This window comes from Clostridium sp. CM038 (genome assembly GCF_055081105.1).
Genome location: NZ_CM143651.1, coordinates 4,069,875 through 4,094,308 on the forward strand (window position 1 = coordinate 4,069,875; position 24,434 = coordinate 4,094,308).

Below are 24,434 nucleotides of genomic sequence, written 5' to 3' on the forward strand. Positions count from 1 at the left end.
TAAAAAAATAAAAACTACGCAAGTAGTTTATAAATTGATTTAATACAATTTCGCAAAATTAATATAACCGTCTATGTAAATAGACAGAATCAAGGTCAAGCTACAAAGGGCGCATGGCGAATGCCTTGGCACTAGGAGCCGAAGAAGGACGCGTTAAGCTGCGATAAGCTTTGGGTAGGCGCAAATAGCCTGTGATCCAAAGATTTCCGAATGGGGGAACCCACATAGTAACAACTATGTACTGCATACTGAATAAATAGGTATGCAGAGGTAGACCCGGGGAACTGAAACATCTAAGTACCCGGAGGAAGAGAAAGAAACATCGATTTCCTAAGTAGCGGCGAGCGAAAGGGAAAGAGCCCAAACCCAGGTCTTTGATCTGGGGGTTGAGGATAGATCATAAATACTGCAATTCCTTAATTGAAGATAGCTGGAAAGCTGCTCCGCAGAAGGTAATAGGCCTGTAAATGAAAAGGAAAAACAGTCAGATCTAATCCAGAGTACCACGAGACACGTGAAACCTTGTGGGAAGCTGGGAGGACCACCTCCCAAGGCTAAATACTACCTAGTGACCGATAGTGAAGAAGTACCGTGAGGGAAAGGTGAAAAGAACCCCGGAAGGGGAGTGAAATAGAACCTGAAACCGTGTGCCTACAACCGGTCGAAGCACTTTATATGTGTGACGGCGTGCTTTTTGTAGAACGAGCCAACGAGTTACGATATGTAGCAAGGTTAAGTACTTAAGGTACGGAGCCGAAGGGAAACCAAGTCTGAATAGGGCGCATAGTTGCATGTCGTAGACCCGAAACCGGGTGACCTATCCATGGCCAGGATGAAGCGGAAGTAAAATTCCGTGGAGGTCCGAACCACGTTGGTGTTGAAAAACCATGGGATGAGCTGTGGATAGCGGAGAAATTCCAATCGAACTCGGAGATAGCTGGTTCTCCTCGAAATAGCTTTAGGGCTAGCGTCGATTAATTGAGTAATGGAGGTAGAGCACTGAATGGGCTAGGGGCTGACAACAGTTACTGAACCCTATCAAACTCCGAATGCCATATACTTTTATTTCGGCAGTCAGACTGCGAATGATAAGATCCGTAGTCAAAAGGGAAACAGCCCAGACCATCAGCTAAGGTCCCAAAGTGTAAGTTAAGTGGAAAAGGATGTGGGATTTCTAAGACAACTAGGATGTTGGCTCAGAAGCAGCCACTCATTTAAAGAGTGCGTAATAGCTCACTAGTCAAGAGATCCTGCGCCGAAGATGTCCGGGGCTAAAACTTACCACCGAAGCTATGGGTGTACACAATTGTGTACGCGGTAGAGGAGCTTTCTGTACTGGCTGAAGTCATACCGTAAGGAGTGGTGGACGGTACAGAAGTGAGAATGTTGGCATGAGTAGCGAGAGTTAAGTGAGAATCTTAACGGTCGAAAACCTAAGGTTTCCTGAGGAAGGCTCGTCCTCTCAGGGTTAGTCGGGACCTAAGCCGAGGCCGAAAGGCGTAGGTGATGGACAATCGGTTGATATTCCGATACCACCAATGGACGTTATTAGAAATGGGATGACGCAGGAGGATAAGATGTGCACACTATTGGATGTGTGTCTAAGCATTTAGGCGGAGCAGACAGGCAAATCCGTTTGCTCTTAACGCTGAGATGTGATGGGGAAGGGAATTTATTCCCGAAGTATCTGATTCCACGCTGCCAAGAAAAGTCTCTATCGAGGATATTGGTGCCCGTACCGCAAACCGACACAGGTAGGTGAGGAGAGAATCCTAAGACCATCGGAAGAATTGTTGTTAAGGAACTCGGCAAATTGACCCCGTAACTTCGGGAGAAGGGGTGCCTACGTAAGTAGGTCGCAGAGAATAGGCCCAAGCAACTGTTTAGCAAAAACACAGGTCTCTGCTAAAGCGAAAGCTGATGTATAGGGGCTGACGCCTGCCCGGTGCTGGAAGGTTAAGGGGATTACTTAGCGCAAGCGAAGGTATGAACTTAAGCCCCAGTAAACGGCGGCCGTAACTATAACGGTCCTAAGGTAGCGAAATTCCTTGTCGGGTAAGTTCCGACCCGCACGAATGGCGTAATGATTTGGGCACTGTCTCAACAACACATCCGGCGAAATTGTAGTGCAAGTGAAGATGCTTGCTACCCGCGATTGGACGGAAAGACCCCGTAGAGCTTTACTGTAGCTTAGCATTGAATTTCGGTATTGTCTGTACAGGATAGGTGGGAGACTGAGAAACATGGGCGTCAGCCTGTGTGGAGTCATCCTTGGGATACCACCCTGACAGTACTGAGGTTCTAACTGGAGGCCATGAATCTGGTCACAGGACATTGTTAGGTGGGCAGTTTGACTGGGGCGGTCGCCTCCAAAAAAGTAACGGAGGCGCCCAAAGGTTCCCTCAGCGCGGTTGGAAATCGCGCGAAGAGTGCAAAGGCAGAAGGGAGCCTGACTGCGACACTTACAAGTGGAGCAGGGACGAAAGTCGGGCTTAGTGATCCGGTGGTACCTCGTGGGAGGGCCATCGCTCAACGGATAAAAGCTACCTCGGGGATAACAGGCTGATCTCCCCCAAGAGTCCACATCGACGGGGAGGTTTGGCACCTCGATGTCGGCTCGTCGCATCCTGGGGCTGAAGTAGGTCCCAAGGGTTGGGCTGTTCGCCCATTAAAGCGGCACGCGAGCTGGGTTCAGAACGTCGTGAGACAGTTCGGTCCCTATCCGTCGCGGGCGTAGGAAATTTGAAGGGAGCTGTCCTTAGTACGAGAGGACCGGGATGGACAAACCTCTGGTGCACCAGTTGTCACGCCAGTGGCATCGCTGGGTAGCTATGTTTGGAAGGGATAAACGCTGAAAGCATCTAAGCGTGAAGCCCACCCTGAGATGAGATTTCCCATAACTCGCACGTAAGTGCGATGTTAGTAAGACTCCTGGAAGACCACCAGGTTGATAGGTTAGAGGTGTAAGCATGGTAACATGTTCAGCTGACTAATACTAATAAGTCGAGGGCTTGACCTAAATATATAATTAAAAGTAATGCGATATACTTCTTCTGCAGGAACCATTTCTTTCGTAAGAAAGAAACTAAGCTTCTGACAAAGGAAGAAGATTAATTCACTGTGCAATTTTGAGAGAATACTTTTCTGTAAAGAAAGTGAAATTTCTCTATATAGAGATAATAATGAGAATATATTTTATATCTAATATCCGTAGTCAACGACGGTAGATTCTCAATTATTGTTTCTGAAAATAAATCTGGTGATTATGGCATGAAGGTAACACCCGTTCCCATACCGAACACGAAGGTTAAGCTTCAATGCGCCGATGGTACTGCAGGGGTGACCTTGTGGAAGAGTAGGTTGTCGCCAGGTCAATACTAAAATAAGAATATTTAAGTATTTTATAAGGCTCCTTGGTCAAGCGGTTAAGACACCACCCTTTCACGGTGGTAACAGGGGTTCAATTCCCCTAGGAGTCACCATATGTATGCAGGTGTGGCGGAATGGCAGACGCACTAGACTTAGGATCTAGCGCTTTACGGCATGGGGGTTCAAGTCCCTTCACCTGCACCATATTTATATAAGCGGGTATAACTCAATGGTAGAGTGTTAGCCTTCCAAGCTAATTACGAGGGTTCGATTCCCTCTACCCGCTCCATTTTATTTATTTAATATGCGTCTTTAGCTCAGTTGGATAGAGCAACGCCCTTCTAAGGCGTGGGCCAGGGGTTCGAATCCCTTAAGACGCACCATACAATATTGGGGTATCGCCAAGCGGTAAGGCACCACACTTTGACTGTGGCATCCGTAGGTTCAAATCCTGCTATCCCAGCCAATATGGTTTACTAGCTCAGTTGGTAGAGCACATGACTTTTAATCATGGTGTCCGGGGTTCGATTCCCCGGTAAGCCACCAAATTTTATAAGGCTCCTTGGTCAAGCGGTTAAGACACCACCCTTTCACGGTGGTAACAGGGGTTCAATTCCCCTAGGAGTCACCATAAAAAAGTCCTTGCAAAAGCAAGGGCTTTTTTATGGCGTTATATAATAATCAATATTTTCGCATAAAATAATATTATGATTGTGGATAATGTTGATTATTTTTATTTATTAGTGTATATTTAAAAAATGGAGATGAAATTATGTTTATAAATAAAAGGATTTTTGTTGCCGAATTTATAAGAAGACCAAATAGATTTCAAGCGTATGTAAATCTTAATGGCGAAGAAATAATAGTACATGTCCCTAATACGGGGAGATGTAAGGAAATACTAATTCCAGGCTCCACAGTTCTATTAAGAGAAGAGCTTAATCCTACTAGAAAAACATTATATGATCTAATTTCGGGGTATAAAGATAATAAGATCATTAATATAGATTCACAAATGCCTAATAAAGTTGTTGAGGAGGCATTAAAAGATAAAAAAATACAAAATCTGGTTAAATATAATATAATACAAAGAGAAAAGACTTTTGGAAATAGTAGATTTGATTTTAAACTATCTAATGACATGGATGAAGAATATTACCTCGAGGTAAAAGGGGTTACATTTGAAGTAGATGGTAAAACTAAGTTTCCAGATGCACCTACAGAGAGAGGCAGAAAACACTTATTAGAGCTTATAGAGGCTAAAAAGAGAGGATTTGGAGCTGGAGTACTATTTCTTATTCAAATGAGCAATATAAAAAATTTCTCTCCATATGATGATATGGATGTAGCGTTTGGAGAAGCATTAAGATTGGCATGCAAAAATGGTGTTGATATTTTTGCTTACGAATGTGAAGTTGGTGAAAAGTTTATAACTTTAAGTAATCCAGTTGAAGTTGTTTTATAAATTTAACGAAATTTTAGAAGGAAAGACCCCATCTTATATAAGAGAGGGTTACGGACTAAACAAAGAAAAAACTTAAGTGGGAATACAAGTCTTATTCTGAAGCCGCTGATATTACAGCACCGCAGGCGATAATTTAATGTAGCTTCGAAGATAATGATTTAAGAAACGTGATGACATTTGTTTTAAAGTAAGCAATAATTGAAATAGAATGTTAAATAACATGTGGGTTAAGAACATGGGAATTGAGGAGGGAAAAGTTTGAAATTTATATATTGCCCAATTTGTGGAAAAAAATTAATAAAGAAAGATAGCTGGGATGAAGGGGCAGTTCCATATTGCCCTGTGGATGATATTATGTATTTCGACACACCAAAACCATGTGTGGTAGTTGCAGTTGTCAAGGGTAAAGAAATTTTACTTCTTAAACAAAATTACACTTTTAAGAATTCAAAGGTATTAGTATCAGGGTATGTAAATACTGGAGAATCTGTTGAAGAAACTGTTCATAGAGAAGTTAAAGAGGAGACTGGAATAATAGTTGGAGAGATAAGATATTTGGGGAGTGATTATTTAGCTTCTAAAGAAATTATAATGTTAACTTTTATGGCTAAGTATGTTGAAGGTGAAATAAATAAGTCCCCTGAAGTTGATTGGGCTGAGTGGGAAAAAATAGATGATGCCATATGTGAAATGAGTGAAGACGAAATAGGGAAAAGGGTTGTAAGAAAATTGCTGAAGGAAATTGAATATAAGGGAGAAGAGGCGTATAGATGTGATATATAGGCTAACTACTGCGATATCAAATAGAAAGAGTAAATTTCATAAAATAATTTAAAATCTACTGTGAAAGTTTAACGATATTTCAGAAGATTCAAAATTAATAATTGTTTAATCTTCTGAAATTGTTAAATGCAAAGTAATTTAACCTAGCCATTTAAAGTTCTTTATGGAATCCTAGTTAAAAGTATCTCTAGATACTCGCCATCTACATAATTTATGTGAGATTCATCAATCATCATACCTACAAGGGTAAGTTCTGTACATGTATCACTATCCCCTGTAAGATTCCAATAGTATTCTTCCATTTCATGACATCTTGGTGCGGTTAGTGATTCTTCTAAAAGCTCAAGATTTTCTTTGGATATAAAGGAAAGTTGTGCTCTTATAAATATGATTATTTTTTTATTTTCTTTACTTATATCAATATGAACATTATCTGAACCATGTTTATAACAATAACCCATTAATTCAGTTACTATTTTTATATTTCGTTGATCTGTATGTTTCAATATTAATCAACCTCCTTTCTAAATGCAGTAATAATCGGAATAAGGATTATACATACTATTCCTCCTGAAAAACCGTTATTGTATAGATTTAAGCCACCATGAAGATAGCTAATATTCATGGACAAGCAAATGTGCAAAAATCCGGCAATAGCACCATAAATCCATCCAAATTGACCTGAAATAGGAGCTAATGTTGAACTAAATAAGATACCTAATAGCATTCCAGGTGAACTAAATTGCCAAATATTTAATAGAGATGCAAGTGTTGCGCCTATCATAACAGGAAATACATTTCGTAGGTGCTTTCCAAATGATCCAAAACCAACAATGGTTAATATTCCACCTATAGTAGGGCCATTTAAATCCCCTCCAATTATGAGTACGTAAATAGTTGAATATACGCCTAGAATACCCATGTTTATCATAGTAAGTCCACGTCCAAATAAAAGGTAATAATCACTTACTAGTCTACCAGGTTGTTTATAAAGTTTAAATAAGTTTTTAAAACTTTTATCATTATGTATGAATCCAACTATTATCATTAGTATGAATAAGGAAATTAATATTATAGAAAAAAATAAATTATTTCCTGTAGACCAAAGTAATCGACTTTCAAAGTTTATACCAAAAGCTCTTAGTAAAGACATGATCAAGGTTGCAAGAAGGCCAGCTGCGAAACCTATATTATAAAGATTATAACCTTGGTGAAGCTTTAGACAATAAGCTGCCATTGGAGGGAAAATAAAGCCGATAAAAGTGCTTATTAATATTCCTATAATTATATTTCCTAGAAAGGGTAAATGACCTAAAAATGCTAATTGATTAACGGTAGGAGATAAAGTTGTTCCAAATAGTGCTATTAAAACATAATTTATAAACTTTTCCTTTTGATATCTAGAATATAACCAAACCCCAAATATTATTGGCCAGATATTTACAATGCTTTTTCCGAAAAGAGAGAAGCCTGCCATTGTAAATAGTGCCGCTACAGTGGAACCATTTGGTTTTATTCCTACATGTACAAGTAGGAATATAGAGGCTAAAACTACTAAAGACATATTAAAAAAGGTAGCGCCAATGCCTGCAAGTTCTACATAATCTGTAATTAGTATATTAGATTCAAAAATTATTTTTTTAAAACCTATGAAGATTTCCGTTGGGGTGCTCATAACAAATGCTAAAATCATGAAAAATAAAGATAAGCAAATAAACATATAATAGGTAGAATGAATTTTTATTCGCATAAAAGACCTCCTTAATTTATAAACTTAAACCCTATGTAATTATTTTATAGTAAAGGCAAAAGAATTACTAGTACAAATAAAATAATATAAGTATTAAGGGTAGAATTAAATCCCCATTATAAGTATAATTATAATGGGGATGTTAATAAAATATTAGTAGCTTCGTAATAATTAGATTAAATATTATATTAGTGTTAATATTAAATAATTATAAAAAGAGAGAAGGATAAAAATGGAAAATAACATTGAAGGTAAAAATTTAAGTAAAAAAGTGCCTCAAATAACAGGGAGTTTGAGGAGCCATATGATAGAGCTACCAAGTGCAATTAGGGATGCTAGTGGAATTGTAATATTTGGGAAAAGGTTGAAATCTTTTGTTTTTACTACAGATGTGGCAGTTATAAGAAATACAAATGCGGATGCAATTATTGCAGTATATCCATTTACACCTCAGCCCATTATAACAGAAGCCTTAGTATTAGCAGCAGATGTACCAGTGTTTTGTGGCGTTGGAGGAGGGATTACTACAGGGAGAAGGGTGACAAATTTAGCACTAGATGCTGAATTTAAAGGTGCTATGGGTGTAGTAGTCAATAGTCCTATATCAAATGATGTTATAAGACAAGTAAGGAGAACTATAGATATTCCAATAATAGTTACAGTTGTGTCAGAATTTGAAGATACAGAGGCTAGGATAAATGCCGGAGCAACTATAATCAATGTTTCAGGTGCTAAAAAGACAGCATATATAGTTGGAAAAATAAGAGAAAAACATCCCGATTTTCCTATAATTGCGACAGGTGGTCCAAATAATGAAACTATAAGGCAAACTATAAAAGCAGGGGCTAATGCAATTACATATACCCCCCCAATAGTAGCAGATATTTTAAATGAAATAATGATTAAGTATAGAACGATTTACGAGACAGAGAATGAAGAAAAATAGCATAAAATATAGTAACTATTGATAAAACAATTTTAATTAAAGTGGTAGGTGATAAAATGGCTGTAGGTGGAGATAACTGTGATAAATGTCCTGAAGCCTCTACAAAACAGTGTAATGGCGGAGACGTGGACTGTTTATGCAAAAGATGCCCAAGAAATTTAAGGCAGTGTTTAACTACAAAATACTGTAGAGAAACTGAATCTATAATTAACATAAAAGATTACTGGTGGGATAACCTTGAATAAGGTAGTAGGATGAAAGTTGTAAAAACTTGAAGAGCATATAAAAGCAATAGGTTATTAATATAATAAAAGATGCTATTTTAAATAGCATATACAAGCTACTAGAACAGTTTATGTTTTGGTAGCTTTATTTAATTTACAGGAAATTATAAAAAAATTAAAATTATTTAGATTAGAGAAGTTTTGGTAATATATAATTTTTTAAATATGGTGCTGAAAGTTATAATAGTTGTGGTAATTCTGTAATATAAAAATGTATAGAGGAATTATTTGATGAAAGTAGGGAAATAATAAGAAGAAATTAATTAAGTTTTAAATTATAAGGAGGAACAATATTATGCCAAATATAGAACAGATGACACATGTAGCAAATAGCTGTAAGGGATATGACTCGGTAGGAACAGGATTTCAATCTTCAATAGGAACATCATTTAGTAAGAGCTGTGATAATTGCCAGCATTTAAAAGACAATAAATGTGAAGTCAATTTATATGACAAAGTTTTAGCAGGATTAGATCAAGGTTAATGCAAATATTAAATCACTAATATTTTAGAGGCATTCCACAAGAAAGTCTCCCACTTCTAAGTGGGAGTTACACATCATAACAAAGCCAAAACCTTAGTGTAAAAAATGTTAAAACAGTAATTTAAAAACAAATTATAAAGCATATGATATACCAATATAGAATTGCGTATTAAATATAGAATATTCATAATATTTATTTTAAATATATTGAGAAATTTATATTTAAGTGTTAAAATAGTTATTAGACTTCAAGACAAATCATAAGATTAACAAAAAATGGGAAGAGTAAAACTTGGAGGGTGAATCATGCATAAAAGATTATTTATACCGGGGCCAGTAGATGTAGCAGAGGACGTACTTCAAAAAATGGCTACGCCTCAAATATCACATAGAGGCAAGGAAGCATCAGAGCTACAAAGAAACATAAGCGACAAAATGAGAAAAGTGTTTAATACTAAAGAAGAAATACTACTTTCAACGAGTTCAGGAAGTGGTCTAATGGAAGGTGCTGTACGTTCATGTACAGCCAAGAGAGCAGCAATATTTTCAGTAGGAGCATTTGGAAACAGATGGTTTGAAATGTGTACGGATAATGGAGTACCAGCAGATAAATTTGAATCTGAATGGGGACAACCAACAACTCCAGAAATGATCGAAGAAGCATTAGTAACTGGTAAATATGATTTAATAACGATTACTATGAATGAGACTTCAACAGGACTCGTTAATAACATGGAAGTTCTTTCGTCAGTTTACAAAAAATACCCTGAAATTGTAGTATGCGTTGACACAGTAAGTAACGCTGCTGGAACAGAAGTAAAAGTAGATGAATGGGCTATAGATATTTGTATAACTTCAACTCAGAAATGTTTAGGATTACCTGCAGGAATGGCTATTTGCACATTCTCAAAAAAAGCAGTAGAAAGAGCTAAGCAAGTTACAAATAGAGGAGTATATTTTGATTTATTAGGACTATATAATTGCATCCAAAAGAAGGATTATCAATATCCGTCTACGCCTTCACTTGCACATATGTTTGCTTTAGATTATCAGTTAGATAAGATATTAGACGAAGGCTTACAGAACAGATATGCTAGACACATCGCTGGTGCTGAACTTGTTAGAGAGTGGGCTAGAAAATATTTTGAAATATTCGCTAATGAAAACTTTTTGTCAAATACATTAACTAATGTTAAAAACACAAGAGGAATCAGTATTTCTGACTTAAATAAGAAATTAGGTGAAAGAGGCTTTATTATTTCTAATGGTTATGGAAAATTAAAAGATAAGACATTTAGAATTGCTCATATGGCTGAAACTACACCAGAAGAAGTGAAAAATTTATTGAAAATAATAACCGAAATTTTAGAACTTAAATAATTAGCAATTAGATTAAGAATGAAAAATTGTAATGTGATTTTTCATTCTTAATTTGAGTTTATGTAATTATTGAAAATAATATAATTGGTTTAAGAATCCACTAAAGTGTCTGAATCCACTAAAGTATCTAAATTAAAGGATAATATTTCTTTATATAAAGAGGAGGATAATCATGATTAGGGTATTAGTTACTGATAGTATGGAAAAAAATGCTGTTAAAGAGTTGAAAGCTAAAGGGTTTGAAGTTGTTGAGAAGTTTTATGAACCAGAAGTTTTGGGCGAAGCATTAAAATCATTTGACGTAATTGTAGTTAGATCTGCAACAAAGGTTAGAAAACCAATAATCGACAAAGCGGCAGAAGCGGGAAGACTAAAGCTTATAATACGTGGAGGGGTTGGCGTTGACAATATTGACGTAGCATATGCTAGAGAAAAAGGGATAAATGTCTCTAATACTCCAAATGCAAGCAGTGCATCTGTAGCGGAACTTACGCTTGCTCATATGTTTGCAGTATCAAGATTTGTTAATATTTCTAATGTATCTATGAGACAGGGCAAATGGGATAAGAAAAAATATGTAGGTGTAGAAATTGCGGGAAAAACTTTAGGTTTAGTTGGGTTTGGAAGAATATCAAGAGAACTAGCTAAAAAAGCATTTGCACTTGGCATGACGGTCATATATACAGATATAATAGGTAAAGCTAAGGATTGTGATGAGTACGAATTCTGTGAGTTAAATGATGTATTAAAAAGAGCAGATTATTTATCATTACATATACCATTCATTAAAGATCAAGGGGCTACTATAGGAAAAGACCAATTAGATATGATGAAGGATGGATCATTCTTAATTAACTGTGCTAGAGGCGGAGTAGTTGATGAAGATGCTTTAGTAGAAGCTTTAGATAATGGCAAATTAGCAGGAGCTGGAGTAGATGTTTTTGTTGAAGAACCAACTAAAAATGAAACTTTAGTTAACCATCCAAAGGTTTCTGTAACACCACATATTGGAGCTGCAACGCAGGAAGCTCAAACAAGAATAGGTACCGAGATAATAAGTATTATTTTAGAATTTTTCAAATAAATTAATTAATCACAGGAGGGATAATCATGGCAGTAGTAAAGTCATTTAAAGCATACAGACCGCAATTAGGTTTAGTAGAGAAAGTAGCAGCTCTCCCTTATGACGTTATGGATAGTGAAGAGGCTAGAGAGATGGTAAAAGGAAAACCTTATTCATTTCTACATGTCGATAAACCAGAAATAGATTTACCACAAGGTATAGATACCCACAGTGAGCAAGTTTATTTGAAAGCTAGAGAAAATCTTCAAAAAATGATTAGCGATAAAGTGTATATGCAAGATGAAAAACCTTGTATGTATATTTATAGACAAATAATGAATGGAAGACCTCAAACTGGTATAGTTGCTTGTGCTTCAATTGATGATTATATGAATAATACAATTAAAAAACATGAGCTAACAAGATCGGATAAAGAGCTTGATAGATTTAATCATATTGATTATACAAATTGTAATACTGGACCAATATTTTTAACATATAGACATAAAGATGAAATAGATAGTATAGTTAAAAATTGGACAGAAACAAAAACAACAGTATATGATTATAAATCAGAAGATGGAGTATCACAAATTATTTGGGTTATAGATGAGGAAGCAATTATAAATAAGCTATCAGCTGTATTTACGCAAACAGATTATTTATATATAGCTGACGGACATCATAGATCAGCTTCAGCTGTTAAAGTTGGACTAAAGAGAAGAAAAGATAACCCAGCATACACTGGTGATGAGGAATTTAATTTCTTCCTATCGGTTATATTCCCAGATAATGATTTATACGTAATGGATTATAATAGAGTTGTTTCAGATTTAAATGGAAATTCTTCAGAAGATTTTTTAAATAAAGTTACTGACAAATTTGATATAACTCCATATGAAGGTAAAGGCCAATTTAAACCAGAAGTGCAAAGAACATACGGAATGTTCTTAGAGGGCAAATGGTACAAACTGTCAGCAAAAGAAGGGACTTTTAATATGAGTGATCCAGTTGAAAGATTAGATGTATCAATACTTCAAAAGAATTTACTAGATCCGATTTTAGATATTGATGATCCAAGAACAAATTCAAGAATCGATTTCATAGGTGGAATAAGAGGGCTTGGGGAATTAGAAAGAAGGGTTAGAGAAGGAATGAAAGTTGCATTTTCTATGTGCCCTACAACTATGGATGATCTAATGGATATAGCAAATGCGGGGAAAGTAATGCCTCCTAAATCAACTTGGTTTGAACCTAAATTACAAAGTGGAATATTTGTCCACGAACTATAATCTAACATCATGATAAGAATAAAACTGTTGAAATGGAAAAAGACCACGCATATGCGTGGTCTTTTTAAATATATAGGGTATAATTAAATTATAAAATTGATTTGTTTTATTAATAAATTTTATAATATGAAAACATATAATACTTAAAATAAGATATATTTCAAAGGAGAGAGAAACATATGCCACAGCATTCATTGTCAAGAACAGAATTACTCATAGGTATGGACAGTTTAAATAAATTACGAGAAAGTAAAGTAGTAGTTTTTGGAATAGGTGGAGTTGGTAGTTATACAGTTGAAGCACTAGTAAGAGCAGGTGTTGGGAAATTGGTATTAATAGATGATGATACAATTTGTTTAACAAACTTAAATAGACAAATACATGCTACATTTAAAACTATAGGTAAAAGTAAGGTTTTAGTAATGAAGGATAGAATACTCGAAATAAATCCTAAATGTGAAGTTATCACTCATGAAACATTCGTAACTGCAGATAATATGGGAGATATAATTACTGAGGACACAGATTATGTAGTAGATGCTATCGATACAGTAGCTTCAAAAATATCATTAGTTGAACACTGCAGAAAACGTAATATCAATATTATATGCTGTTTAGGGACTGGAAATAAATTAGATCCAACGCTATTTAGAGTCGCAGATATTTATGATACAAAAGTATGTCCACTTGCAAGGGTTATAAGACAGGAGCTAAGAAAGAGAAATATTGATAGCTTAAAGGTTGTTTACTCAGAGGAAACCCCTATGAGGCCGAAGTTAGAGGAGGTTATAACATGCAAAGAAGGTTGTGTATGTACAGGAGGTTCAAAAAAGTGTGCTATAAAAAGACAAATTCCAGGTAGTATATCTTTCGTTCCTCCAGTAGCAGGAATGATACTTGGTGGAGAAGTTATTAAGGATTTAATTAAATCATCTCCTGCGGAGCTGAACAGCTTCGAAGAAGATGAACTAACGACTCCAGAAGGGGATTTATACTCCAACTTATAGAAGTGGGAGACTTTCCTTCTGAAATGTCGTTAAAAAGAAAAATTAATATTTAATGTTATTGGGATGAACAAAAATAAGAGTGAAAATTAATGCACTCTTATTTTTGTTGAAAATTATTTGTGTAAATATATTTACCATTAATTCAAAAACGAATATAACGCTGGATAAACATTTAAATTACTCATTAAAGATATATATTCATCCATAGCTGTATCATTTTCTTCACTTGTCTTTATGGCTCTTATCATTAGATTTTTAGGTGTTTCAAGAGGAGATATATATTCTACTACAGAAACATCATATCCTTTAGCTTCTAGCAGTAATGAACGCATTCCATCTGTTAAAATATCGGCCATTCTCGATTTAAATACACCCTGCTTTAGTATGTTTTTAAAGGGTTCATAAGAATATTGCTTTAAAAATTCTCGATGGCAGCATGGAACTGCGATGATTATATTAGAGTTTACTCTGATACCTAGAGCTAATGCCATATCTGTAGCAGTGTCACAAGCGTGTAATGATAATACTACATGTATAGTTTTATCAGGTTCATAATCTTTAATATCAATAGCATGGAACTCCATATTCCTGTAATTTAAGTTTTTGGCCATGTTTTTAGATGAGTCTATTATAGGTTTAGAGTAATCTAGCCCAATAAAATGGCATTTTTTCTTTTTAACTTCAGTTAAATAATAGTTTAGTACAAATGATAAATAGGATTTTCCACAACCACAATCTAATATATTTATAACTTGATGTTGTGGGAGCTTATCTAAAATTCCTTCTAAGAGTTCTACATAGTGATCAATTTGATTATATTTTCTTATTTTATCATTTTTAATTTTACCATCTTTACTCATTATGCCTATTTCTTTTAACAAAGCATCTGCACTACCAATCTTTATATAGTAATCTCTATTCAAAAGAGTGGAGGTAGTTCTACTAATATGAGTAGAGGGTAATTTAGAAGAAATAGTATTTAAGTCTTCATCCTCTACGAAATCCACATTTAAGCTCTTCATAGTTACATTTTTATTATCTGCAGAGATTAAAATTGAAGAACCTCTTTCACTATAAACTAGAGATGAGCATTCATAGCTTTCGGCTTCTTTAGTTATGTTAGAAAATAATTGATTTATACTCAAAGTTTCTGTTTTTCCATTAAAATTATATTTAATATTTCCATTATCATAAATACCTGTTCCTTTAAACTCTTTTAGACCTGTTATATAGGTAGTATCAATTTGTTTAAATATTGAACAGTTTTCAGAAAATCTATTTTCTAGGCCCATTAGAAAAAGTTTTAATTTATTAATATTTTGCTTATTCATTGTGCTCAAACCTTTCTTCTATAATTATTTTTCAACTATGCTACAAGTATAACAAAAAATTAAAAGCTATTGAAGAAAAATATAATATTATAATTGGTTATGTTATAATAAATGGTATGAAGAAAAGCAACTATTAAAATTTAATTAATGATTTTAGTGTAGATAAAGGGGCTTAAGATGAACAAAGGTAAGTACGTAAATTTAGAAGCTTTAAAAGGTAATGATAGAGAGTATATAATAAAGGATAGTAATTATATTATACTAGGAAGAATATTTATAGTTGAATTAGATAAAAAAAATAAGTTTTGTCAGTTTAGATTGAAATTTCATAACCACAATAATGGGGGTTATGAGTATTTAAAAGATACGTTAAATCTTATGCTGGGTATTTTGTTTAAAAATATGGGATTAAACAAAGTAAATGTTATGGTTCATGAAAGTATAAATATTAGTGCTTTTATTGATTTAGGATTTCAGTTAGAAGGTATTATCACAGATAGTGTAGTAAATAAATCTGAATATCAATCAGAAATGATGTTTGGTATAAATGAGTTTGGACTTAAAAAAAATTCAATAAAAAGAGAACTTACAATTAAAGGAATGAATATTAAGATTCATGCATTAATTCCAAGCGATGCGGAAGAAGTGTTAGAGTTTCATTTAAGAAACAGAAAATTTCTAAGGCCTTTTGAACCGTCTAGAGATGAGAAGTTTTATACTTTAGAGAGCCAAAAACGTACTTTAGTAGAGAGCTATAAACAATTTTTGAATGGTAATGTTGTGAATTTTGGGATATACAAGAATAACAAACTTATTGGCAAAATAAAGATATCGAATATAGTGATGGGCAGTTTTAAAAATGCGTTTATAGGTTATTCTATGGATGAAAAGGAACAAAGTAAGGGATATATGAAAGAATCAGTTAAACTTGTAATGAAATATGCTTTTGAAGAATTAGAGCTTCATAGAATAGAAGCAACTACTTTAATAGATAATGAAAAGTCACAAAGAGTTTTAAGTAGTTGTGGGTTTAAAGAACTTGGTATAAGTGAAAAACATTTATACATAAATGGTGAATGGAGAGATCAAATGGTTTTTTATAAGGTTAAAAACAGTTAACTAATCTAATATGATTGAAATTTTATTTATAACTAGAATGGCTATTGGAATAGATATTTTTATGAATTTAAGCGTTTAGGATGAGTTTACAAGTATATGATATGTATACTAATCCTAGTGTATCAATATGAGAAAAACGTAGAATAAGTAAGAAAATAAGATTATTGTGCACTTATATTAAGATAAGTAATACACATCATAAAACAGATAAAAATAATTATGATAAGATATTACATGTTGCTACAGTTTAGCTGCGAGAAAGTAATCATTACAACAGAGAATTTAAATTAAAAGATTAAAAAACTGTTGACAGATGATTAAATAACTGGTAGAGTAGTAGAAGTCGTCACATGATGACAAAGTAAATTGGTCTTTGAAAATTAAACAGAGAAATAGGTAAAGATAGCGAAATAATATTTCGTTAAACCAGTTAATTACTTTAGTATAAAGTAAAATTTAGTCGTAAGACTAAAAGTATGTAATGAGCTTGCGTAACAACTTAACAGTTGTCGCAGATTAATCATTTCAACTAAAAAAGTGTAAACTTTTAAATTGAGAGTTTGATCCTGGCTCAGGACGAACGCTGGCGGCGTGCCTAACACATGCAAGTCGAGCGATGAAACCTTTCGGGGTGGATTAGCGGCGGACGGGTGAGTAACACGTGGGTAACCTGCCTCAAAGAGGGGAATAGCCTCCCGAAAGGGAGATTAATACCGCATAATATGTTTTGGTCGCATGATCGAAACATCAAAGGATTTTTCTTCGGAAAATTCCACTTTGAGATGGACCCGCGGCGCATTAGCTAGTTGGTGAGGTAACGGCTCACCAAGGCGACGATGCGTAGCCGACCTGAGAGGGTGATCGGCCACATTGGAACTGAGACACGGTCCAGACTCCTACGGGAGGCAGCAGTGGGGAATATTGCGCAATGGGGGAAACCCTGACGCAGCAACGCCGCGTGAATGATGAAGGCCTTCGGGTTGTAAAGTTCTGTCTTCTGGGACGATAATGACGGTACCAGAGGAGGAAGCCACGGCTAACTACGTGCCAGCAGCCGCGGTAATACGTAGGTGGCAAGCGTTGTCCGGATTTACTGGGCGTAAAGGATGCGTAGGCGGACATTTAAGTCAGATGTGAAATACCCGAGCTTAACTTGGGTGCTGCATTTGAAACTGGGTGTCTAGAGTGCAGGAGAGGTAAGTGGAATTCCTAGTGTAGCGGTGAAATGCGTAGAGATTAGGAAGAACACCAGTGGCGAAGGCGACTTACTGGACTGTAACTGACGCTGAGGCATGAAAGCGTGGGGAGCAAACAGGATTAGATACCCTGGTAGTCCACGCCGTAAACGATGAATACTAGGTGTCGGGGGTCGAACCTCGGTGCCGCCGTTAACACATTAAGTATTCCGCCTGGGGAGTACGATCGCAAGATTAAAACTCAAAGGAATTGACGGGGGCCCGCACAAGCAGCGGAGCATGTGGTTTAATTCGAAGCAACGCGAAGAACCTTACCTAGACTTGACATCCCCTGCATAACCCAGAGATGGGCGAAGTCCTTCGGGACAGGGTGACAGGTGGTGCATGGTTGTCGTCAGCTCGTGTCGTGAGATGTTGGGTTAAGTCCCGCAACGAGCGCAACCCTTATCATTAGTTGCTACCATTAAGTTGAGCACTCTAGTGAGACTGCCCGGGTTAACCGGGAGGAAGGTGGGGATGACGTCAAATCATCATGCCCCTTATGTCTAGGGCTACACACGTGCTACAATGGTGAGTACAAAGAGATGCAAGACCGCAAGGTGGAGCCAAACTCAAAAACTCATCCCAGTTCGGATTGTAGGCTGCAACTCGCCTACATGAAGCCGGAGTTGCTAGTAATCGCGAATCAGCATGTCGCGGTGAATACGTTCCCGGGCCTTGTACACACCGCCCGTCACACCATGAGAGTTGGTAACACCCGAAGTCCGTGAGGTAACCGTAAGGAGCCAGCGGCCGAAGGTGGGATTGATGATTGGGGTGAAGTCGTAACAAGGTAGCCGTAGGAGAACCTGCGGCTGGATCACCTCCTTTCTAGGGAGTAGATGTATTGACTTCGGTCGATGCAATAGAAGAATATTAATTTGTTCTTCAAAAATATCTATTGTAATTAATCGTACCTAGTTCTCTGTTTAATTTTGAGAGACTAATTTTATCTAACTCTTAGGAGTTAGATAATGAATAGTTTTTCTTAAAATGTTCTTTGAAAATTGCACAGTGAAAAAAGTTGTTTTAAAAAAATTAAAACTACGCAAGTAGTTTATAAATTAATTTAATACAATTTCGCAAAATTAATATAACCGTCTATGTAAATAGACAGAATCAAGGTCAAGCTACAAAGGGCGCATGGCGAATGCCTTGGCACTAGGAGCCGAAGAAGGACGCGTTAAGCTGCGATAAGCTTTGGGTAGGCGCAAATAGCCTGTGATCCAAAGATTTCCGAATGGGGGAACCCACATAGTAACAACTATGTACTGCATACTGAATAAATAGGTATGCAGAGGTAGACCCGGGGAACTGAAACATCTAAGTACCCGGAGGAAGAGAAAGAAACATCGATTTCCTAAGTAGCGGCGAGCGAAAGGGAAAGAGCCCAAACCCAGGTCTTTGATCTGGGGGTTGAGGATAGATCATAAATACTGCAATTCCTTAATTGAAGATAGCTGGAAAGCTGCTCCGCAGAAGGTAATAGGCCTGTAAATGAAAAGGAAAAACAGTCAGATCTAATCCAGAGTACCACGAGACACGTGAAACCTTGTGGGAAGCTGGGAGGACCACCTCCCAAGGCTAAATACTACCTAGTGACCGATAGTGAAGAAGTACCGTGAGGGAAAGGTGAAAAGAACCCCGGAAGGGGAGTGAAATAGAACCTGAAACCGTGTGCCTACAACCGGTCGAAGCACTTTATATGTGTGACGGCGTGCTTTTTGTAGAACGAGCCAACGAGTTACGATATGTAGCAAGGTTAAGTACTTAAGGTACGGAGCCGAAGGGAAACCAAGTCTGAATAGGGCGCATAGTTGCATGTCGTAGACCCGAAACCGGGTGACCTATCCATGGCCAGGATGAAGCGGAAGTAAAATTCCGTGGAGGTCCGAACCACGTTGGTGTTGAAAAACCATGGGATGAGCTGTGGATAGCGGAGAAATTCCAATCGAACTCGGAGATAGCTGGTTCTCCTCGAAATAGCTTTAGGGCTAGCGTCGATTAATTGAGTAATGGAGGTAGAGCACTGAATGGGCTAGGGGCTGACAACAGTTACTGAACCCTATCAAACTCCGAATGCCATATACTTTTATTTCGGCAGTCAGACTGCGAATGATAAGATCCGTAGTCAAAAGGGAAACAGCCCAGACCATCAGCTAAGGTCCCAAAGTGTAAGTTAAGTGGAAAAGGATGTGGGATTTCTAAGACAACTAGGATGTTGGCTCAGAAGCAGCCACTCATTTAAAGAGTGCGTAATAGCTCACTAGTCAAGAGATCCTGCGCCGAAGATGTCCGGGGCTAAAACTTACCACCGAAGCTATGGGTGTACACAATTGTGTACGCGGTAGAGGAGCTTTCTGTACTGGCTGAAGTCATACCGTAAGGAGTGGTGGACGGTACAGAAGTGAGAATGTTGGCATGAGTAGCGAGAGTTAAGTGAGAATCTTAACGGTCGAAAACCTAAGGTTTCCTGAGGAAGGCTCGTCCTCTCAGGGTTAGTCGGGACCTAAGCCGAGGCCGAAAGGCGTAGGTGATGGACAATCGGTTGATATTCCGATACCACCAATGGACGTTATTAGAAATGGGATGACGCAGGAGGATAAGATGTGCACACTATTGGATGTGTGTCTAAGCATTTAGGCGGAGCAGACAGGCAAATCCGTTTGCTCTTAACGCTGAGATGTGATGGGGAAGGGAATTTATTCCTGAAGTATCTGATTCCACGCTGCCAAGAAAAGTCTCTATCGAGGATATTGGTGCCCGTACCGCAAACCGACACAGGTAGGTGAGGAGAGAATCCTAAGACCATCGGAAGAATTGTTGTTAAGGAACTCGGCAAATTGACCCCGTAACTTCGGGAGAAGGGGTGCCTACGTAAGTAGGTCGCAGAGAATAGGCCCAAGCAACTGTTTAGCAAAAACACAGGTCTCTGCTAAAGCGAAAGCTGATGTATAGGGGCTGACGCCTGCCCGGTGCTGGAAGGTTAAGGGGATTACTTAGCGCAAGCGAAGGTATGAACTTAAGCCCCAGTAAACGGCGGCCGTAACTATAACGGTCCTAAGGTAGCGAAATTCCTTGTCGGGTAAGTTCCGACCCGCACGAATGGCGTAATGATTTGGGCACTGTCTCAACAACACATCCGGCGAAATTGTAGTGCAAGTGAAGATGCTTGCTACCCGCGATTGGACGGAAAGACCCCGTAGAGCTTTACTGTAGCTTAGCATTGAATTTCGGTATTGTCTGTACAGGATAGGTGGGAGACTGAGAAACATGGGCGTCAGCCTGTGTGGAGTCATCCTTGGGATACCACCCTGACAGTACTGAGGTTCTAACTGGAGGCCATGAATCTGGTCACAGGACATTGTTAGGTGGGCAGTTTGACTGGGGCGGTCGCCTCCAAAAAAGTAACGGAGGCGCCCAAAGGTTCCCTCAGCGCGGTTGGAAATCGCGCGAAGAGTGCAAAGGCAGAAGGGAGCCTGACTGCGACACTTACAAGTGGAGCAGGGACGAAAGTCGGGCTTAGTGATCCGGTGGTACCTCGTGGGAGGGCCATCGCTCAACGGATAAAAGCTACCTCGGGGATAACAGGCTGATCTCCCCCAAGAGTCCACATCGACGGGGAGGTTTGGCACCTCGATGTCGGCTCGTCGCATCCTGGGGCTGAAGTAGGTCCCAAGGGTTGGGCTGTTCGCCCATTAAAGCGGCACGCGAGCTGGGTTCAGAACGTCGTGAGACAGTTCGGTCCCTATCCGTCGCGGGCGTAGGAAATTTGAAGGGAGCTGTCCTTAGTACGAGAGGACCGGGATGGACAAACCTCTGGTGCACCAGTTGTCACGCCAGTGGCATCGCTGGGTAGCTATGTTTGGAAGGGATAAACGCTGAAAGCATCTAAGCGTGAAGCCCACCCTGAGATGAGATTTCCCATAACTCGCACGTAAGTGCGATGTTAGTAAGACTCCTGGAAGACCACCAGGTTGATAGGTTAGAGGTGTAAGCATGGTAACATGTTCAGCTGACTAATACTAATAAGTCGAGGGCTTGACCTAAATATATAATTAAAAGTAATGCGATATACTTCTTTCGTAAGAAAGAAGCGAGGCTTTGAGCGTGAGCGAAAAGACTAATTCACTGTGCAATTTTCAGAGAATATTTATATTCTCAATCTGGTGATTATGGCATGAAGGTAACACCCGTTCCCATACCGAACACGAAGGTTAAGCTTCAATGCGCCGATGGTACTGCAGGGGTGACCTTGTGGAAGAGTAGGTTGTCGCCAGGTAATGTGGCTGGATAGCTCAGTCGGTAGAGCAGAGGACTGAAAATCCTCGTGTCCCTGGTTCGATTCCTGGTCTAGCCACCAAAAACGTCTTAGATAATTCTAAGACGTTTTTTTTAGTTGGAGTGATATATTTATAAATTTTCAATTTGCCAATCGATGTTTTTTTCGCCTACCGAAGTTAAAAAATTATTAGCATCAGAAAAAGGTTTACTATTAAAAAAACCTCTATATGCGGATAATGGGCTTGGGTGAACAGACTTTATTATGTAGTGTATTGGATTTGTTACAAGAGATTGTTTTGTCTGAGCATTGTTCCCCCATAAAATAAAAACTATAGGCTCTGTTTTGTCGTTTAATAAAGCAATGATTTTGTCCGTAAAATGTTCCCAACCTTTATTTTTATGTGAATTAGCCTCTCCGGATCTAACAGTAAGAACGGTATTTAAGAGCAGAACACCCTGATCAGCCCATTTCTTTAAATAACCGTGATTAGGAATATAACAGCCTACATCATTATTTAATTCCTTATATATATTTAATAAAGAAGGGGGAATGGGTACATTTGTTTTTACAGAAAAACTTAAACCGTGAGCTTGGCTAGGTCCATGGTAAGGATCTTGACCAAGTATAACAATTTTTACATCATTATATGCCGTATATTTAAGTGAATTAAATATATCCTGCACTTCAGGATATATTTGCGCCTTTTCATATTCTTCTTTTAAAAAATATCTTAATTTTAAATAATAATCTTTATTAGATTCTTCTAATAAGAGCTCGTTCCAATCATTTACTAAATTATTCATAAAATCACCTCAATTAAGTGTAACATAAATGCATTTATTTTCATAAAATAAGTTGTTATTTTCATTGTATAAACTATAAAAATATAGGATGGTACTTCTGCTTGTTTTAAGTGTTAAATGGTATATAATAATAGAAGAAGATACAAAAATATATGGTACAAACCAATTAATAGCTGTTTTGTATTTCAGAGAAAGACAAGGAGATAGTTTATGAAAAAGGTATCTAGCACTGATTTTAAAGATTTATTTAAGAAAATAGTTCTTATTATTTTAGGCACTTTTATTTTAGCGGTTGCAATAAATTTATTTATAATTCCAAATAAGCTTCTTAGTGGAGGGCTTTCAGGAATAGGGCTAATGTTACAGTATATTTTCAATCTTCCAATGGGTATTACATTATTGATATTTAATATTCCACTTCTTATATTAAGTATATTAAAAATAAATAAGAAATTTACTGCATTTACGATATTGGGGACCATTTCGCTATCGGTTTGTTTAATGCTTACCTCATCTTTAAATAATGTTCTTGCTCCTGTTGAAGAGTCTTATAGACTTCTTTACTGTATATATGGCGGGATACTTTCAGGTATAGGGACTGGAATTGTTTTTTCTAATGAAGGATCTACAGGTGGTATGGATATTTTAGCTATATATGCTAAAAAGAAATATGATATAGAAATAGGTATAATGAGCTTTACAATAAATTTCTTAATTGTAGCTGTTGGATCTGTATTATTTAATTTTAAAGTTGGATTATATACTCTGATTTCTATGTATATTACGGTGGCTGTTATGGAAAAAGTTATGAATGGATTAAACCGACGAAAAATGCTTTTAATAGTATCAGAAAAAGAAAAAGAAGTAAGTGATGCGATAATGAGTAATTTTAATAGAGGAGTAACTATTTTATATGGAGAAGGCGCATATACTAAACATAGAAAAAATATAGTGTATTGTGTTGTTTCATTGGGTCAACTACCACAAATTAAGAGAGTAATAAAAGTTATAGACCAAGAAGCTTTTATTTCTATAATTGATATAGCTGAGGTTGAAGGTAATGGATTTAAAAGCCCTATAGGTTAATATTGCAGCTCCGTAGGAGAGGATTTAATATAATGAAAGCATGTAATTAGTTACATGCTTTCATTATATTAAAAGGATAGTTAGTAAATATTAATTTATATGATTTGTAATAGTTTAGTAATAAAACAATGGTAAAAAGGGAAATACTAAATATGTGATGTAAAAGCTAACATAAAAAACAATATAGTATTAAAAAAATTTAGATGTTGAATTCTACTTATATTAATTAACGAGGAGATGTATTTTTATGAAGATAGTTAAGGTAAGAAAAAATGCAGACGGAGATATCACAAATATATTAACTAGTACAGGTGAAGAATTGGATGTGAGTAAGGTTGTAGCGTTAGCAAAGAGGGGAACAGTAGAATCGGTGATTGTTGGTAAAAATAGAAATGGGAATGATGTTATAAGGTCATCACCCAATAGTATCACAGAAGACAACTTAGATAATCTTCCGAATTTTTAATGACATTTTAGAAGGAACGTCCCCCTCTTGTATAAGAGGGGGTTACGGACTATAATAAAGAAAAAACTTCAGTGGCAGTATAAATTTTCTTCTGAAGTCGTCGATGCATCTTCTGCGAAGCAGTTGCAGCACCGCAGGTGATTATTTAATATAATAGTTGCAAGTCCTCTTTATTGAGTTTTTTCTTGATGTAGAGGGCTTACACTTTATTTATAACTAAGTATAATGTGATGAAGCTGGTATATTATTTGGTGTATAAAGGTATACTATTCCTAGTGTGTCAGTA

The 24,434-nt window shown here is 36.8% G+C and carries 16 protein-coding genes, 8 tRNA genes and 5 rRNA genes; 25 read left to right on the top strand and 4 right to left on the bottom strand.

The features are described 5' to 3' along the window. Window positions 1-93: 93 nt before the first annotated feature. From ACWJKS_RS18900 to ACWJKS_RS18950, 11 genes are all read left to right on the top strand, one after another. A 23S ribosomal RNA gene (locus tag ACWJKS_RS18900) occupies window positions 94-3,019 on the top strand. Between the two features lie 236 nt (window positions 3,020-3,255). Next, a 5S ribosomal RNA gene (rrf, locus tag ACWJKS_RS18905) occupies window positions 3,256-3,372 on the top strand. Window positions 3,373-3,407: 35 nt separating this feature from the next. Then, window positions 3,408-3,482, top strand: a tRNA-Glu gene (locus ACWJKS_RS18910). Between the two features lie 7 nt (window positions 3,483-3,489). Then, a tRNA-Leu gene (locus ACWJKS_RS18915) sits at window positions 3,490-3,573 on the top strand. 11 nt (window positions 3,574-3,584) lie between these two features. Continuing rightward, window positions 3,585-3,658: transfer RNA gene (locus tag ACWJKS_RS18920), tRNA-Gly, on the top strand. Between the two features lie 17 nt (window positions 3,659-3,675). Next, window positions 3,676-3,752: transfer RNA gene (locus ACWJKS_RS18925), tRNA-Arg, on the top strand. Window positions 3,753-3,760: 8 nt separating this feature from the next. Beyond that, window positions 3,761-3,835, top strand: a tRNA-Gln gene (locus tag ACWJKS_RS18930). Between the two features lie 4 nt (window positions 3,836-3,839). Then, window positions 3,840-3,915, top strand: a tRNA-Lys gene (locus tag ACWJKS_RS18935). A 10-nt stretch (window positions 3,916-3,925) separates the two neighbouring features. Beyond that, a tRNA-Glu gene (locus ACWJKS_RS18940) sits at window positions 3,926-4,000 on the top strand. 141 nt (window positions 4,001-4,141) lie between these two features. Beyond that, window positions 4,142-4,834: a DNA/RNA nuclease SfsA gene (gene sfsA, locus ACWJKS_RS18945; protein WP_216304480.1), complete on the top strand. Its 693-nt coding sequence runs from the start codon at window positions 4,142-4,144 to the stop codon at window positions 4,832-4,834. Window positions 4,835-5,092: 258 nt separating this feature from the next. Further along, window positions 5,093-5,617: an NAD(+) diphosphatase gene (locus ACWJKS_RS18950; protein ID WP_216304481.1), complete on the top strand. Its 525-nt coding sequence runs from the start codon at window positions 5,093-5,095 to the stop codon at window positions 5,615-5,617. A gap of 161 nt (window positions 5,618-5,778) precedes the next feature. On the opposite strand, the gene ACWJKS_RS18955 is transcribed toward ACWJKS_RS18950, so the two are convergent. Beyond that, window positions 5,779-6,123 (bottom strand): hypothetical protein, encoded by a 345-nt coding sequence (locus ACWJKS_RS18955; RefSeq protein ID WP_216304482.1) that lies wholly within the window; start codon window positions 6,121-6,123, stop codon window positions 5,779-5,781. 2 nt (window positions 6,124-6,125) lie between these two features. Next, window positions 6,126-7,367, bottom strand: coding sequence for a DUF1576 domain-containing protein (locus ACWJKS_RS18960; RefSeq protein ID WP_462960176.1), 1,242 nt, complete (start codon window positions 7,365-7,367; stop codon window positions 6,126-6,128). A 232-nt stretch (window positions 7,368-7,599) separates the two neighbouring features. Between ACWJKS_RS18960 and ACWJKS_RS18965 the strand changes: the two genes are divergently transcribed. From ACWJKS_RS18965 to ACWJKS_RS18995, 7 genes are all read left to right on the top strand, one after another. After that, the gene (locus tag ACWJKS_RS18965; RefSeq protein WP_462960177.1) at window positions 7,600-8,313 is read left to right on the top strand and encodes a hydrolase; all 714 of its coding nucleotides are present in this window, start codon (window positions 7,600-7,602) and stop codon (window positions 8,311-8,313) included. A gap of 56 nt (window positions 8,314-8,369) precedes the next feature. Further along, the gene (locus ACWJKS_RS18970) at window positions 8,370-8,558 is read left to right on the top strand and encodes a hypothetical protein (RefSeq protein WP_165414545.1); all 189 of its coding nucleotides are present in this window, start codon (window positions 8,370-8,372) and stop codon (window positions 8,556-8,558) included. A 334-nt stretch (window positions 8,559-8,892) separates the two neighbouring features. Next, window positions 8,893-9,081 (top strand): hypothetical protein, encoded by a 189-nt coding sequence (locus ACWJKS_RS18975; protein WP_216304485.1) that lies wholly within the window; start codon window positions 8,893-8,895, stop codon window positions 9,079-9,081. A 306-nt stretch (window positions 9,082-9,387) separates the two neighbouring features. After that, on the top strand, window positions 9,388-10,461 hold the full coding sequence (locus ACWJKS_RS18980; RefSeq protein ID WP_462960178.1) for a pyridoxal-phosphate-dependent aminotransferase family protein: 1,074 nt from the start codon (window positions 9,388-9,390) through the stop codon (window positions 10,459-10,461). Window positions 10,462-10,633: 172 nt separating this feature from the next. Next, complete coding sequence (locus ACWJKS_RS18985) at window positions 10,634-11,545, top strand: D-2-hydroxyacid dehydrogenase (RefSeq protein ID WP_216304487.1); 912 nt, start codon at window positions 10,634-10,636, stop codon at window positions 11,543-11,545. A 26-nt stretch (window positions 11,546-11,571) separates the two neighbouring features. Further along, on the top strand, window positions 11,572-12,816 hold the full coding sequence (locus tag ACWJKS_RS18990; RefSeq protein WP_462960179.1) for a DUF1015 domain-containing protein: 1,245 nt from the start codon (window positions 11,572-11,574) through the stop codon (window positions 12,814-12,816). Between the two features lie 179 nt (window positions 12,817-12,995). Next, on the top strand, window positions 12,996-13,823 hold the full coding sequence (locus tag ACWJKS_RS18995) for a tRNA threonylcarbamoyladenosine dehydratase (RefSeq protein WP_216304491.1): 828 nt from the start codon (window positions 12,996-12,998) through the stop codon (window positions 13,821-13,823). 137 nt (window positions 13,824-13,960) lie between these two features. Here ACWJKS_RS18995 and ACWJKS_RS19000 read toward each other — a convergent pair whose 3' ends face one another. Next, window positions 13,961-15,154, bottom strand: a complete 1,194-nt coding sequence (locus tag ACWJKS_RS19000; RefSeq protein WP_462960180.1) for a class I SAM-dependent methyltransferase — start codon at window positions 15,152-15,154, stop codon at window positions 13,961-13,963. 177 nt (window positions 15,155-15,331) lie between these two features. Between ACWJKS_RS19000 and ACWJKS_RS19005 the strand changes: the two genes are divergently transcribed. The 5 genes from ACWJKS_RS19005 to ACWJKS_RS19025 all read left to right on the top strand — a co-directional run bounded on the left by ACWJKS_RS19005 (window position 15,332) and on the right by ACWJKS_RS19025 (window position 21,871). Beyond that, window positions 15,332-16,273, top strand: coding sequence for a GNAT family N-acetyltransferase (locus ACWJKS_RS19005; protein ID WP_462953397.1), 942 nt, complete (start codon window positions 15,332-15,334; stop codon window positions 16,271-16,273). Between the two features lie 548 nt (window positions 16,274-16,821). Then, window positions 16,822-18,339: ribosomal RNA gene (locus tag ACWJKS_RS19010) — 16S ribosomal RNA — on the top strand. Window positions 18,340-18,631: 292 nt separating this feature from the next. Further along, window positions 18,632-21,557: ribosomal RNA gene (locus tag ACWJKS_RS19015) — 23S ribosomal RNA — on the top strand. A 116-nt stretch (window positions 21,558-21,673) separates the two neighbouring features. Next, a 5S ribosomal RNA gene (gene rrf, locus ACWJKS_RS19020) occupies window positions 21,674-21,790 on the top strand. The 16S, 23S and 5S rRNA genes sit together here with 1 tRNA gene alongside, the layout of an rRNA operon. Window positions 21,791-21,795: 5 nt before the next feature. Beyond that, window positions 21,796-21,871, top strand: a tRNA-Phe gene (locus ACWJKS_RS19025). Window positions 21,872-21,921: 50 nt separating this feature from the next. Here ACWJKS_RS19025 and ACWJKS_RS19030 read toward each other — a convergent pair. After that, on the bottom strand, window positions 21,922-22,596 hold the full coding sequence (locus ACWJKS_RS19030; RefSeq protein WP_462960181.1) for a uracil-DNA glycosylase: 675 nt from the start codon (window positions 22,594-22,596) through the stop codon (window positions 21,922-21,924). A gap of 210 nt (window positions 22,597-22,806) precedes the next feature. Here ACWJKS_RS19030 and ACWJKS_RS19035 point away from each other — a divergent pair, with 210 nt between their 5' ends. After that, window positions 22,807-23,682, top strand: a complete 876-nt coding sequence (locus ACWJKS_RS19035; RefSeq protein ID WP_165415008.1) for a YitT family protein — start codon at window positions 22,807-22,809, stop codon at window positions 23,680-23,682. 247 nt (window positions 23,683-23,929) lie between these two features. Next, window positions 23,930-24,148, top strand: a complete 219-nt coding sequence (locus ACWJKS_RS19040) for a DUF3892 domain-containing protein (protein ID WP_462960182.1) — start codon at window positions 23,930-23,932, stop codon at window positions 24,146-24,148. The last annotated feature ends 286 nt before the right edge of the window (window positions 24,149-24,434 follow it).